Here is a 13985-nt window from a genome sequence, read left to right on the forward strand (position 1 = left end):
CCTCCGCCGCCCCCGCCTCCCGCTCCGCCCGTGGTGTCGGTGCCGGCGCCCGTGGTGCCCAAGGCGATGGAGCTGGAGCTGACCGAGGTGACGGGCACCGTCGAGGTGAAGGAAGGCGACGGCACCTGGCGCACGGCTTCCGTGGGCATGGCCCTGCGGCGGCACGACAAGGTGCGCACCAACGACGGCTCCTACGCGGTGCTCATCGGCGGTGAGGCGGTGGAGTTCCGCATGGACCCGGGCACCGAGGTGTCCGTGGAGGAGCTGACCGCGTCGGTGTCCCGCATCCTGCTCGCCAACGGCATGGCGACCGCCGTCGTGCGGCCCGGCAAGCGCCACACCTTCGAGGTGAAGGCCGCGCAGAGCGACGCGGTGGCGACCCTGCAGGAAGCCGGTGCCTTCACCATGAGCAACAACGGCCAGGGCACCGTGGCCGTGGGCACGCGCGAGGGTGAAGTGACGTTGCTCGGTCAGGGCAAGGTCGTCATCGTCCGTGCGGGCCAGCAGTCCGTCATCCGTCCCGGTCAGGCCCCGTCGGAGCCGGCGGCCGTTCCCACCAGCCTGCTGCTCAAGGTGGACTGGCCCTCGGAGCGCACCCGCCGGGAGAAGGACCTCGTGGTTCGGGGCCAGACGACACCCGGCAGCCGAGTCCAGGTGAACGACGTGCGAGTCCTCGCCGACGCGGACGGACGCTTCGAGCGCAAGGTGAAGCTGCGCGAAGGCTCCAACACCGTGGACGTGCGCGCCGTGGGTGTGGGGCGTGTCGAGCAGCACGAGAAGGCGGAGCTCATCGTCGACACCCGGCCGCCCTCGCTCAAGACGGACCCCGACATCTGGAACCAGGCCAGCGACGCGGCTCCCTGACTCGGGGAGCGTGCGGGCAAGCAGTCGGCTTGACCCCTGCCAGGGGGTCTCCCTAGACTCTGAACCACAGTCGTTCCTGTTCAAGGGCAATCCTGGCCGAAAGGCCTGGTGCGCAAAGCCGCGGGGCCTGAAGTCCGGCCGGCCGTGACCGCCGTGGGAAGCACGCTCCGGGGAGCATTCCGGGCCCACTGCGCCTTGTGCGGGCCATGGGTCTGTCGTTCCTGAGTCCCCCCGGGAAGGTGGTTTCCGATGCTGCGCGCTCTGGCCCTCTTGACGTGCTTGTTGCCTGCGCTGTCCCCCGCCTCCCCTGAAGTCGGCAGTCTCTCCGGGTCCGCGAAGCTGGTGAACGGTGGCCCTGGAGACCAGACGGACCCGCACGTGAGCGGGGCCCTGGTCGCCTACACGAGCGAATCCGGAGGCACGAGCGAGATTCGCTACCACGACCTGGCGTCTGGGACGGACCAGGCGATTCCGAACGACGGCGCGTTCGACTTCGTGTCGGACATCAGCGGAAGCACCGTGGTGTTCACCCGCGTCAACACCTCCAGCGCCATCTTCACGTACGAGGTGGGCACGGCGCAGGCGCCGGTGGAGCTGGCTCCACAAGCGGGCAGCAGTCGCAGGGCGGCGGTGATTGGCGGTCGCACCGTGGCGTGGCAGGACTTCGGCTACACCGGCAGCACGCTGGAGCCGGAGATCGCCCTCTTCGATCTGGACCAGGGCACGCTCACCCGGCTCACGGATGATCGCATGCTGGACCGCACGCCGTCGGTGGCTCCGGACGGGAAGACGGTGGTCTGGGCCAAGTGCGACGCGCAGGGGCAGCACTGCGACATCTGGCAGGCGCGCTGGGCGGGCAATGGCTTCAACTCGCAGGCGCTCACCGGCAGCGAGGGCGAGGAGTCTCAGCCCGACACCAACGGGGACATCGTCGTCTACGCCAGCACGCGCATGGTGGATGGGGTGTCGGACCGAGACATCTACTGGAAGCCGGTGAATGGCGGCACCGAGCAGCGACTCGCGCTGCCGGGACTGGATGCGAACCCCAGCATCAGCGGCTCGTTGATCGCCTTCGAGCGCAAGGACCCGGCGAAGGGCGACTTCGACATCGCGCTCTACGACCTGGATACGCAGACGCTCTACCTGCTCACCAAATCGGCGGAGAACGAGAACCTCAACGACTTGAGCGTGGCCGACGACGGCACGGTGCGGGTGGTGTGGACGGTGGCGGAGAACGGTGACTTCAACGTGCACTCGTTCACCTTCAAGCTGCCGGGAAACGCCCCCTGCGAGGACGTGGCGTCCGCGGAGCCTCCGCGCACGGCCGAGGCGGTGTGCACGCAGCCGGGGTCCACGCCGCTGCTCGCCGCGCTGGAAGTGGCGCGGACCACGGGCCAGCCCAACGCGGTGTCACTCGGCTTCTACGGCCTGGGGGCCGGGGTGCTGTGCGTCGACAACGGCTACAGCGGCGAGCGCGCCACGTCCGGCTGGGTGTGGCTGGACGGCGCCGAAATCGTCGACCCCTCCAGCTTCAAGCCCACCGTGTCGCTCGTGGCCCGGGATGTCACCCTGGATGGCAACACCTGGCTGGCGGCGCTGATCTCCGGAAATGCCGGAAGCTCCTTCCGCATTCGCATTTATGGCACCGCGTCACAGTGCGACATGACGCCGCCTCCCGTGAAGGGGGAGGAGCGCATCCCCGGCGAGTACGTGGCTCCCCTGTCCCTCGAGGTGGGTGGGGTGTCATCCCTGACCTTTGTGCCGCAAGGCGAAACACATGGAGCAGGGTGTAGCGCGGGAGGCACGTCGATGGCGGCGGCCGGGTTGGCGCTGGTGGCGTTGTGGCTGGCGCGTCCCCGCCATGTCTCCGTGAGGGTTTCGCGGAAGGAACTTCGGCGGAGCGGACGGGCCCTGTAGACTTCGTCTCGTCCTGAAACATTTTCCGCTCCCAGTCCTTGTGATGCTGTGCGTGTGTGCTTCGGCCAGAGCCGACACACTCGAACTGCTTGGGCCGTCGTCCGCCGTGACGCCAGAGGGCTTCCCGGTGGCGGTGGTTCGCAAGGATGCGTCCGGAGTGCCGGTGCCCTTGGTGGGGACGCCGACCCTCACCGTGGATGGCGCGGAGCTTCGAGAAGGGCCCGCGCAGCCGCCGCTTCGCACCTTCATCGTCGTGCCCCGCCCGGGCGCGCGCGACGTGCAGGTGCGCGCGCGGGTGGATGGACTGGAGGCGCAGGCGCGCTTCGTGCTCGGACCACCCGCCACGGACGTCAAGCTGGGGTTGGAGCCCGCCGCGCCGGTGAAGGGGCGCGACAAGGAGGCGGTGCTCACGGTGAGTCTGCTGCGGCCGGATGGCACGGCTGACGACAGCGGCGCGCCGCCGGTCGTGCGGGTCAGCACCGGCAGGGTGGAAGGGATGGAGCGCGTCGCACCGGGGACCTATCGCGCGCGCTACGTCCTCCCGGACACGCGCCATCCGGAGGTGGCCATCCTGGTGGCGTTCTCCGCGTGGCCCAGCCCGCAGTCCGTCCACGGAGCCTATGGGCGCGTGCTGGTGCCGCTCGCCGCGTCGGTGAACCTGCCGGGCACGACGGAGCCGGATGCGAGCATCTCCATCGACATCGCGGGGGAGAGTTTTGGCCCCGTGACGGCGGGACCGGATGGCCGCTTCCGTCTTCCCATCGTTGTGCCGCCGGGACATCGCTTCGGCCAGGGCCGCGTGGTGGACAGGGCCGGCAATGCGCGGCGTGAGAACATCGACTTGAAACTGCCGCCCACCGACGGGCTCGCGTGTGTGTTTCAACCGCAGCGACTGCCGGCGGATGGAGTGTCTCAGGCGCGGCTCCTGTGCGCGACGAGCGACCCTTTGGGCAAGCCCGTGGAGGACGCGAAGGTGACGGCGCAGGCGCGTCGCGGTGTCCTGCGAGGACCGTCACGCGCGGCGGGCGGCATGCTGGAGTGGCTCTACACGGCGCCTCGGACGCTCGGCGATGACGAGCGAATCGAAGCCGCGTGGCCCCAGCGCGGCGCGGGCTCTCGCGAGGTGCTGTCCCTGCAGCTCGTGCAGGGGCCGGTGGCGGAGCTGGCCATGTCCGTGTCGGAGGCGCTCGTGCACCGGGGCGCCCAGGCGCGGGTGTCCGTGCGCGCGCGGGATGCGCTCGGCCGTGCACGCCCCGGAGCGACGTTGTCGCTGGAGGCTCGCGAGGGTGGCTTCACGCCCGCGGTGGAGTCCGCGCCCGGTGACTTCGCGAGTGCCTGGCAGCCGCCTGTCGCCGGGGGCGCGGAGCAGGTGACGCTGAGCGCTCGGGCCTGGGGGCCGGTGGGCAGCGAGCCCGCGCGCATCGCCGTGTGGCCGCGCGGGGGTGTGCTGTACGCGGGCGTCTCCGACCTGGCGGGACTGCCGGTGCCCTCGCAGCCGTTGCGCCTGGATGGACATGAGCTGACCACGGGCCTGGACGGCACGGTGGCCCTGGGCGCGTTGTCGCCGGGGACGCACCTGGTGGCGCATGGCCTGTGGACGGGCCTGGTGCGCACCGTCCACGTCCTGGGCGGCGAGGGACTGGCGTATCCGCTCGATATGCCGCTCGTGCCGGAGGCCGTCTCGCAGCAGGTGCGCGTGGCGCCCGAGGTTCCCGTCAACGTCCGGCTCCGCGGGGAAGGCGCTCGCGTGACGTACTGGCTGGAGGACTCCCGCGGACACGTCCTGGAAGGGCGCGCGGTGCATGTCGCGCTGTCGGACGGAACGCGTGAGGGCGAAGAGGTCCGCGAGGGACGCACGTCCTTCACCGTGCGCTCCACGCGTCCGGTGAGCGTCTCCGTGGCGGACGTGGCCACGGGTGTCACCGCGCTCATCGAGGTGCGCCCATGAGACTTCCGGGCTTGCTGCTCGTGAGCGCGGTGCTGTTCGCCGGGGCGGCCTGGGGACAGGGCGTGTCCATGGACGTGCCCTCGCTGGCGTCCACCATCGCCGGTCGCGTGTGTCTGGATGTCGATGGGGATGGGCGCTGTGGCGTTGACGAGCCCGGTGTCGCGGGCGTGCGGCTGGTGCTGACGACGGGGCGCGAGGTGCGCACGGACTCGCGAGGACGCTTCCACCTCACGGGCGTGGACTCCCGCACGCCGGACGCCACGCGCGGCCTGCACCTGCGTCCGGGGCGCCACCGGCTCAAGGTGGATCCGCGCTCGCTGCCGGCCGCCAGTCGCGTGACTCCAGAGGCCGCCACGGTGGAGGTGCCGTGGGGCGCCGTCGCCCTCCAGGACTTCGCGGTGCGCAGTCTGGCTTCGGATGCGCCGCCGCTGGAGCTGTCCTATTCGCGAGTACCTCCCGTGGCGGACGTGGTCGCCGGCGAGGGGGCCGTGCGCTTTCGTCTCGCGGGTCAGGCCGCCGTGGGAGACCGCGTGCGCGTCGGTGCGCTGGACGCGGAGGTGGATGCTCGCGGTGGGTGGAGCGCCTGGGTTCCCCTCATCGCCGGCGACAACACGCTGGCCATCCAGGCCACGGCTCCGGATGGCAGGGTGCGCCTGTCACGGCAGCAGGTCGACGTCGTGCGCCGGGCCGAAGGCTGGTTGGTGGTGCCGAGGCCGCTGGTGCTCGTGGGCTCCTTCCAGCTTCCCTCCGCGCGTGACGAGGCCGCGGCCAGTGGTGTCACCCGGCTGAAGGTGGAGGCTCCGGCGGGGACGTCGGTGCGAGGCCCTGAGGGTGAGTCTTCCGTGGTCGGGCCCGAGGGGCGCGTGGAGGTCCCCGTGACGCTGGCTTCAGGGAACAACCGCGTGACGTTGGCCCTGACGCCGCCAGGAGGTTCCGCGCACGAGACGGTGGTGGACATCCTCGCGGAGCCGAGGCCGTTCGCGGTGGGGTTGCTGGACCTCGAAGCGAGCTTTGCGCCGGCGGACAGCGACTTCCAACTGCGAGGCCGGGGCTCCGCGCACGCGGAAGTGCGCCTGGGGCCGGTGGACGTGGTGGGGGAGTTGGACCTGCGCGACACGGATGGCCGCACGCTGCGCGGCGCGGAGCTTCCGGACTGGCTGCGTCCTCGCGTCCCCGAGCGCTTCGACCGGGTGGCGGACCCGGACTTCTCGCCGGAGGAGTGGGGCGACGACTCGGTATCGCTGACGCCGAACGCCACCGAGGCCCGGCTTCGCGTGGAGGCGCGTCACCCGGACTTCGGCCGCGCGGGGTTGGGCACGTACCGGGCGCTGGTGCAGGACCGCGAGGTGGGCCGCTACCACCGCCCCCTCTTCGGCCCCTATGCGGAGCTGACCACCTCGAGCGAGAAGGGCGCGGGGCTCCGCGCCGGTGTGGATGCTTTCGGCGGCGGCCTCACGGACCCGACGCGCGGGCTCTCGGCCGTCCCCGCCCATGAAGAGCTGCGCGCGACGGGCGGCAGCCTCTTCTACCTGGGCGCGGTGTCGGTGGCGGAGGGCTCGGAGCTGGTTCGCGTGGAGGTGCGCGACGGCATCACCGGTCTGCCGTTGGCGGAGCGCCACCTGGTGCGCGGGCGCGACTACGACATCGACTACTTCGCCGGGCGCATCCTGCTGTCGCGGCCGTTGTCGTTCCTCGCGGGCGACACCTTCCTTCGCACCGACATGCTCACGGAGGCCCCGGAGCCGGTGCTCGTCGTCGACTACGCGGCGCTGCGCACGACCGGCACGGAGGACTCCGGTGGCGGCGAGGTGTGGGCCGAGTGGGGCGGCGCGCGCGTGGGGCTGGCCGCGGTGCGGGAAGGCCGCGAGGGCCGTCCCTACACGCTGTACTCGGGCCGGGGCTCGGCGCGACTGGGCGCGTACTCACTGGAGGCGGAGGCGGCCTCCAGTCGTGGCATGGCGGTGGACTCGGCCGTGTTCGGGGTGTCCGACGACGGAGGCCTGAGCTTCCTGCGCCCTGGCGCGGGGCTGGCGACGGGCGGCGAGGCCCTGGGACTGCGCATGCGGGGGCCGGGCCTGTGGGGCGACGGCACCGTGGATGCGTCCTACCGCTGGCGCGGGCGGGGCTTCTCGGATGGCGCGCACCTGGATGCGGCGCGCTTCCAGCAACTCGCCTTGCGTCTGCGTCAGCCGTTGGGACGGCTGCGTTTGTTGGTGCTCGCGGATGGTCGCAACTCGGCGGACCCTCGCGAGCCCTTCGTGGACAACCCCTTCTCCGCGAGCACCGTGGGCGCGAGCGTGGGGTGGGAGGAGTCCACCTGGGGCGTGAGCGTGGAGGCGCGGGACGCTCGGCTCAAGGCGGCGGAGGTCGTGGGGCAGGGCGAGGCGCTGACAGGCGGCCGCACCTCCGTGGGCGTCGCGGGTCGCTACCAACTGCTCGACGGCCTCTGGCTCCAGGCCTCGCATCGCCAGAAGCTGTCCCTGCATGGCGCGGGGCCGGGACGCGTGGATGACACGTTCAGCGCGGCGGGCGTGGACGTCGAACTGGGGCGCGACACGCGAGTGGGTGTGCGCGGTGGTTGGGGGCCCGAGCTGGGGCCTCGCGCGTGGGCCAACGTGGAGTCTCGTCGCGGCTCGGACGTGTACTACGGCGGCTACTCGGTGGACGTGGATGGGCCGGACTTCGGTGCCGGACGGACGCTCACGGGCGCTCGCACGGAGCTGCCCGACAGCGGCACCGCGCTGTTCGTCGAGGAGGTGGGCCTGCACGACGCGACGTCCGTGCGGCTGTCGCGGGCGGTGGGCCTCCAGAAGACGGTGCTGGATGGCTTCAGCGTGGGCGCTCGCTACGAGCGCGGCGTGCGCAGCCTGCTGGACGTGAATCCTCCGCTGCGGCGCGACGCGGGCGGCGTCTTCGGACAGTTGCTCCTGGAAATGCTGCGGGTGGAGGGGCGGTTCGAACTGCGACGGGAGAAGGGCACGCCGGAGCGCGGCACGACGGAGGCCGTGGACCGGTTGCAGACGGTGGTGGCGCTGGCCGCCGAGGCGGAGCTGGCGCGCGACGTGACGGCTTCCGGTCGCGTGGACTTCTCGCGAACCCTCAACGACGACGCGCTGGAGGCCCGGCTGTTGGAGGGCTACGCGGCGTTGGCGTGGCGACCCGGACCGTGGCTCGTGGTGGCGCGCTACGGAGTCACCCGGGAGCTGCTGCCGGGCACTCGCGCCGCCTTCGGCGACAGGGCGCTCCAGATTCTCTCCCTGCTTCCCGCGGTGCGCCTGGGCGACAGGTTCTCCGTCGCGGCGGGATTGCACGCGGGACACAGCAGCCTGGAAGGCTCCTCGCGGTGGGTGTGGACGGGCACGGTGCGCCCCGCCGTCCGCGTGGTGGGTGGGCTGGAAGTGGCGGGCGAGCTGGCGCGTCGGACGGCTTCACCCGACGGCGACCGGCTGACAGCGGTGCGGGCTGAAGTGGCATATCGGATGGATGAGAAGCTCCGAATGGCCGTCGGGTACACACTGCTGGGCTTCAGCGGCTTGGGTTTGGGCTCCGAGTCGTCCGAAGATCAGGACCGGCTCTACCTCCGGGCAGAGCTCGCCTACTAGGAGTATCGCGTGCGCTCCGGCATCCTCATCTGCCTCTGCTTGGGACTGTCCGCGGTGGCGGCCGCGGAGTGGAAGGAAGGCCTCTCGGTCGCGGGAGAACCGAGCGATGTGAGGGTGTGGCGTCCTGGCACCGTCGCCATCGCTTCCTCCCAGGGCGTGGAGCTCCACATCGACGGGGAGCAGGTGGCCAACCGGGTCTTGTCGCCCGCCGTGGGCACATTGCTGTTGTCCTCGGGTTGCTTCGCGGGCGTGCGGGGGGATGGGGATATCTTCGCCCACAACGACTGCCTTCCTCCTGACAGCATTCTCCCGGAGCTGCCCACCGCGACGACGACCGAGGTTCGCCGGGTGATACAGACCGCGTCGGGCACTGGCTACGCCTCCGTCGCGGTCGATACGAACGAGTTCCTGCTGCTGCACGCGAGCCCGTCCCAAACCGCCACCTTCCCGTGGAACACCCGCGTCCTGGAGACGGGGCAGTACAAGGCGACGTCGGTGATGGGCGTGACGGAGACCGCGGGGGGAGTGGCCCATGCGATCATCCCCGTCGTCGGCAATCCGAACCTCCTCTACATCCGAGGCGACCGGAGCGAGGCCGCGTTCAACATGGACGCTTCGCTGACGACGCTGCCGCTCCTGACAGTGGACCTCATCGCCACGAGCGGGGTGTATCCCATCATCCTGGCGGGCAACTCGGATGGACTGTTCCGCGCGCCGCTCTCCGCATCGCCGGTTCCCCAGGACTTCCAGCGCGTCACGCTGCTCGACTCGGGACCGGTGAGCATCGTGTCCGTGGACATGAACACCGAGCTGAGCAGCAGCCGGGGGACGGGCTTTGGCCTCGCGGTGGGCACGCGCAACGGCGGAGAGAACGTCGTGCTCGGCGCGGTGCCGACGGGAAGCGCGACCGACTCGGGGGTGACGTGGCGAATCCATCCCGCGTTCGCCAACGCGTCGTTGCCGGTGTCGGACCCGTTCGCCCAGGTGTCCTGCGTGGACTCCACCTTCTGCGTCATCGCCCTGCGCAACCCGGTGCAGAACGTCATCTACTACATCAACGCCGTGGCACCGGTGTTCGGCGCGATTCCAGCGCCGGTCAACATCAACGAGGCCACGACGCGGACGCTGGATGTGACGGCGACCGATGAGGACGGTGATGCGGTCCGAGTCTCCGCGGAGGTGGGGCAGTCATTGGTGCAGGTCAACGCCACGCCCGGAGTGGACGCGGTGTCGCTGTCCCTCACGGCTCCAGTGGTCTGCGAGCCGACGATGACCCAGTTCACGGTGTTCGCCTCGGATGGTCTGGGCACGCATGACCGGCAGGCCACCGTGTCCGTGCTCATTGAAAACACGGAGGGCCCTGGGGCGCCCGTGGTGATGCCGCTCCAGGCCACGACGTCCGCGGGAGGCCCCGCGCTCGTGTTCGCCGCGTCACCGGGCGCCGGAATCTGCGAGTCCGTGGACTACGTGTGGAGCACGCCCCCGGGCCAGCCGGTGTTGCACACGGACGCGGGCGGCCGCTCCGCCACGTTCATGCCTTCGGACTTCCTCTGCTCGGCGACAGGCGCGCGTTACACGTACGAGGTGCGGGCGAGGGACAAGGGCCTGGCTCCATCCGAGCCCACGACGTTCACCGTGGACGTGCGGCCGTGGGGAAAGCCCGCGGCGCCCTTTGCGCCGAACACCGTGCGCCCGTTGACCTCCGGGCACACCGTGGAGCTGCGTCCCGAAGCACTGCACCCCTGTGAAGCCACGGCGGGGCTGCCGCAAGTGGAGACGGTGTGGCGGCTCCAGGATGGGGGCGCGGTGCCTCCTGGGCTGACGGTGAAGGATGGTGCCGGCAACCCCGTCGACCTGACCTCGCCCGTCACCGCGCCAGTGCTCCAGGTGTCAGCGGAAGGCTGCGCGAGCACTTCGCTGACGCTGGTGGCCCGCAACCGGATGACCGTCGCGGGCGTCGGCCTGTTGGAAGGGCCGGAGTCCGTGGTGAAGGTGGAGGCCCAGCCGGAGGCGGAGAATGTGTCGGCCGCCAGCCTCGACCTGTCGATGCATGTCACGGGCGGGCAGGACGTCGAGGCGACGCTGGGCACGTCCCTGCGCTGCCCTGGGGCGCATGCCCTCAAGGCGCGCATGTTCCTGGAGTCCGCCGATGGCGCGCCCATTTCCTCCCAGGTGGTGCCCGTGCCCGGTGCGTGGCGCTTCCAGTTGCCAGCGGTCTGCTCGGCCACCTCGTACACGGTGCGAGGCGAGCTCTTCTCCGACGTCGCCGCCCCCGTCGAGGCGGGCCGGGCGCGACAGACGGTGACTTCCGAGGCGCGAGCGGTCGCCCTGGGTGAGCTGGAGGGTGAGGCGCTCGTCGCGCGTTGTGGCGAGGGCGCGACGACGACCCTCACGCAGGAAATTCCTCCCGACGCGTGCTCGGACGTGAGCGTCTCCTGGTCCCAGGAAGGTGGCCCCGCGCTCGCTCAGGGCGAGCTGTCGGGCCGCAGCGTCACCGTGGCCACGCGCGAGACAGGCCTGCAGGAGCTGGTGGGGACGTCCGTCACCCTGCGCGTCAGCGCCGATGCGGGCGGGGGCAACGCGGCGGCGCGGGTGCACACGGTGCCGATTGTCGCGGAGCCCTTCGTCGACGTGGCTCATTCCACGGAGACCGCCTCCGGCCAGGAGACCGGACTGGTGGGCGTGGTGGTGCAGCTGAGCAACACCACCGACTGTGCCGTCACGGGCCTGCGCTACGTGGAGCGCGCCGAGGGAATGGAGCTCGTGCCTGGCAGCGTGAAGGTCGCGGGGCTGGCCCTCGCGGAGCAACCCGACGAGGGAGGCTTCGCCGTGGAGGGGGTCGCGCTCGCCGCGCACGCGACGAGCACGCTGACGTACGTGGCCCGGCCTCGGCTGCTGTCCTCGCCGCGCTTCACTGGCGAGGTGTTCCTCAACGGCGTGCCCGTATCGGGAGCCCTGTCGCGCGAGCCGTCCTCGTCCTGTGGCTGCTCGCAGGGAAGCTCGGGCGGGGCCCTGTTGGGTTTGCTCGCGGTGGCCCAGTGGCTGCGCCGTCGTCGGGACGGCGCGCGGCGCTGAGTCAGAGGCCGAAGGAGATGCGGTGGCGGCGGCTGGGAGTCTCCGGCCGCTCCTCCAGCACGCCGAGCAGCTCCAGGCCCCGCAGCGTCGCCAGGGCCTGTCGCTCCGACAGGTCCGTCAGCGCGAGCAGGTCCTCCACCGTCTTGCTGCCGTCCGCGTAGGCGAGGAGCAAGGCCTGCGGCCCCTGCAGCTTCAGCTCGTGCAGGCCGTAGGGCGGGTCGGCGGTGGGGAACAGGCGACGTCCCTGGCCCATGCGCTGACGCAGGGCCACCAGCGTCTCCGTCTTCTCCACGCCCTCCAGCACCAGGTCGCCCGGGAAGACAGACAGCTTCACCAGGTCCGCGCGCTGCGGCCTCATGGCGCTGAAGCCGTAGGCGCCTTCCGTCCAGGTGAAGGTGGACCAGAGCAGCTCGCGGACCTGCTCCTCCAGGAGCTGTCGCCGCCGCGGGGCATCCAGCACGCCCAGGCGAATCATCGCCTCGCCGGTGCGCAGCCCCTGTTGCTTCGCGATGGCGGCCACCTCCGCGAGCTTCTCCTCCGTGAGCACGCCGCGCCGGACGCAGAAGCGACCGAAGCGCTCGTGTGCCAGGTTGGAGGCCGCGTACACGATGCGGCCGGACTCGAAGTAGACGACCTTGAGGATGGAGCCCTGCTGGAGCTTCAGCTCCCCGTGGTGGCGCGCCTCGTAATAGGCGTTGAGCAGCCGCGCCACGGAGGTGTCCTTCAGGTCTCCACCGAGGGACCACTCGGGCAGCGCGCACCGTGTCTTGGCCGACGCGGGCTGCGCGTCGGTCCACACCTTCCCCCGGTGGGCGAAGGGCAGCGGCAGGGCCGGCTCCTCGCTCTCCAGGCCGGGCAGCGGCGCGGAGTCGGGGATGGCCTGCATGGGCGCACTGGCCTCGCCCGCGTCTTCCTCCGTGTCGGGAATCAGCTCCTCCAGGACGATGAGGTCCACGTCGTCGAGCAGCTCATCCTGGGCCGCGTCTTCCTCCACGGGAGGCGCGGCGCGGGGCACGGGCTCGACGCCGCCCGCGCGCTCCAGGGCCTCCATCACGGTGATGAGCTCGAAGGGCTTCTCGAAGAAGCCTCGGGCGCCATGGACCTGCACGGCCTCCTGCGCGAAGCGGTCACCCTTGTACACACCGCTCACCGCGATGGCGGGGATGCCGTGGGCCCGCAGGGCACCGAGCACCTCGCTGCCTCGGATGTCGGGAAGCAGCAGGTCCACCAGCGCCGCGTCCCACTGGGAGCCGGGGCTGAGTGCCTCCAGCGCGGCCTCGCCGGTGTGCACGGCGCGCGCGTCGTGGCCCCGGCTCTGGGCCGTGGAGACGATGAGGGAGGCCAGCTCGTGGTTGTCCTCGACGATGAGCAGTCGCGCCATGGGCGGCCGGACCATAGCATCGCCCCCATGAACGTTCAGGGCTTCCACCACGTGGCCATCCAGGCGTGGGACATCGAGCGCGTGACAGCCTTCTACAGGGACTTGCTGGGCTTTCCCGAACTCACCCGGCATCCGCGCCCGGACGGCACCCTGCGGAGCATCTGGGTGGGCGTGCCCGGGGGCGGCTTCCTGGCCATCGAGGCGGCGGGCACGGAGCCCGAACCCCAGCCCTTCCGACACCCGGGTCCGGGCCTGCTGATGCTGGCGTTCCGCATCGCGAGGGCGGAGCGCGACGCGGTGGTGTCCGAGCTTACTCAGGCGGGCGTCCCCCTGGAGCACGAGACGCGGTGGACGGTGTACGTGAGGGATCCAGAGGGCAACCGGGTGGCGCTCAGTCACCACCCGGAGGACTAGGGGGAGGGGTGTGCGTGCTTGCGGACCGGGATGGGGCGCGGCTACAAGCCGGTCATGCGTCTGGGCGAACAGCTCCTGAAGGATGGCCTCGTCACCGCGGAGGGTCTCGAGGAGGCGCTCGAGGCGCAGGTGGTGCATGGCGGGCGGCTCGGGACGAACCTGGTGGAGCTGGGGCTGGTGTCCGAGGTGGACCTGGCCCGGGTGCTGGGCTCCCTGCACAACAGCGCGTTCGCCTCCGGGGAGATGGTGCCGGACCCCAAGGCGCTGGAGCTGGTGCCCGCCAACCAGGCGGATGACAAGGAGCTGCTCCCCATGCGGGTGGACGCGACGCGCCTGAGCGTCGCCGTGGTGAACCCGCACGACTTCGAGACGTTGGACGCGATTGCCTTCAAGACGGGCAAGCGCGTGGTGCCGGTGGTCATCCCCGAGTTCCGGATGAACCAGCTGCTGCGCCGCTACACCAAGGCGTTCCGCCCGCTGCGCGCCATCGACATGAACGCGGTGCGGCCCCGTCCCAAGCCGGGCTCGCCCCAGGCGGAAGCGGAGATCGCCAAGGCGCAGGAGAAGCCGCCCGACCTGATGAGCGAGGAGGAGTTCCAGTCCGTCTACGCGCAGGCCCTGCGCGGCGGCGCGGACTACGAGGGCGACGTCGGCGAGGAGGAGGTCATCACTGGCGTCGAGGTGGTGGAGGCCCTGCCCGAGCTCCCGCCGATGCCCATGGCGACGGTGCCCGTGTCGCGTCCGGTGGCCCCGCCTCCCGCCATGCAGGCGCAGCCCCCCGCGC

8 protein-coding genes are annotated in these 13985 nt (G+C 71.2%); 7 read left to right on the forward strand and 1 reads right to left on the reverse strand.

The genetic code is table 11. The annotated features are described in order from the left end of the window. The 5 genes from FJV41_RS41305 to FJV41_RS41325 form a co-directional block, all read left to right on the forward strand. A partial coding sequence (locus FJV41_RS41305; RefSeq protein ID WP_141648128.1) for a FecR family protein occupies positions 1-864 on the forward strand: 864 nt, incomplete at its 5' end. A gap of 249 nt (positions 865-1113) precedes the next feature. Further along, positions 1114-2781 carry a TolB family protein gene (locus FJV41_RS41310; RefSeq protein WP_181791294.1) on the forward strand — a complete coding sequence of 556 codons (1668 nt, stop codon included), beginning with the start codon at positions 1114-1116 and terminating at the stop codon, positions 2779-2781. Positions 2782-2824: 43 nt separating this feature from the next. Beyond that, positions 2825-4729: a hypothetical protein gene (locus FJV41_RS41315; RefSeq protein ID WP_141648129.1), complete on the forward strand. Its 1905-nt coding sequence runs from the start codon at positions 2825-2827 to the stop codon at positions 4727-4729. Further along, positions 4726-8331 (forward strand): flagellar motor protein, encoded by a 3606-nt coding sequence (locus FJV41_RS41320; RefSeq protein WP_141648130.1) that lies wholly within the window; start codon positions 4726-4728, stop codon positions 8329-8331. The genes FJV41_RS41315 and FJV41_RS41320 overlap by 4 nt, the downstream gene beginning before the upstream one ends. A 9-nt stretch (positions 8332-8340) precedes the next feature. Then, a complete protein-coding gene (locus tag FJV41_RS41325) occupies positions 8341-11406 on the forward strand; it encodes a hypothetical protein (protein WP_141648131.1) in 3066 nt (1021 codons plus the stop codon). Between the two features lies 1 nt (position 11407). On the opposite strand, the gene FJV41_RS41330 is transcribed toward FJV41_RS41325, so the two are convergent. Further along, positions 11408-12802, reverse strand: a complete 1395-nt coding sequence (locus FJV41_RS41330; RefSeq protein WP_141648132.1) for a response regulator — start codon at positions 12800-12802, stop codon at positions 11408-11410. Between the two features lie 12 nt (positions 12803-12814). Here FJV41_RS41330 and FJV41_RS41335 point away from each other — a divergent pair, with 12 nt between their 5' ends. Together FJV41_RS41335 and FJV41_RS41340 are read left to right on the forward strand one after the other, a co-directional pair. Continuing rightward, positions 12815-13201 carry a VOC family protein gene (locus FJV41_RS41335; protein WP_141648133.1) on the forward strand — a complete coding sequence of 129 codons (387 nt, stop codon included), beginning with the start codon at positions 12815-12817 and terminating at the stop codon, positions 13199-13201. Between the two features lie 54 nt (positions 13202-13255). Beyond that, on the forward strand, positions 13256-13985 hold a 730-nt coding region (locus tag FJV41_RS41340), incomplete at its 3' end, for a GspE/PulE/PilB domain-containing protein (protein WP_497812668.1).

It is taken from the genome of Myxococcus llanfairpwllgwyngyllgogerychwyrndrobwllllantysiliogogogochensis (genome assembly GCF_006636215.1).
In the GTDB taxonomy this organism is placed as follows: domain Bacteria; phylum Myxococcota; class Myxococcia; order Myxococcales; family Myxococcaceae; genus Myxococcus; species Myxococcus llanfairpwllgwyngyllgogerychwyrndrobwllllantysiliogogogochensis.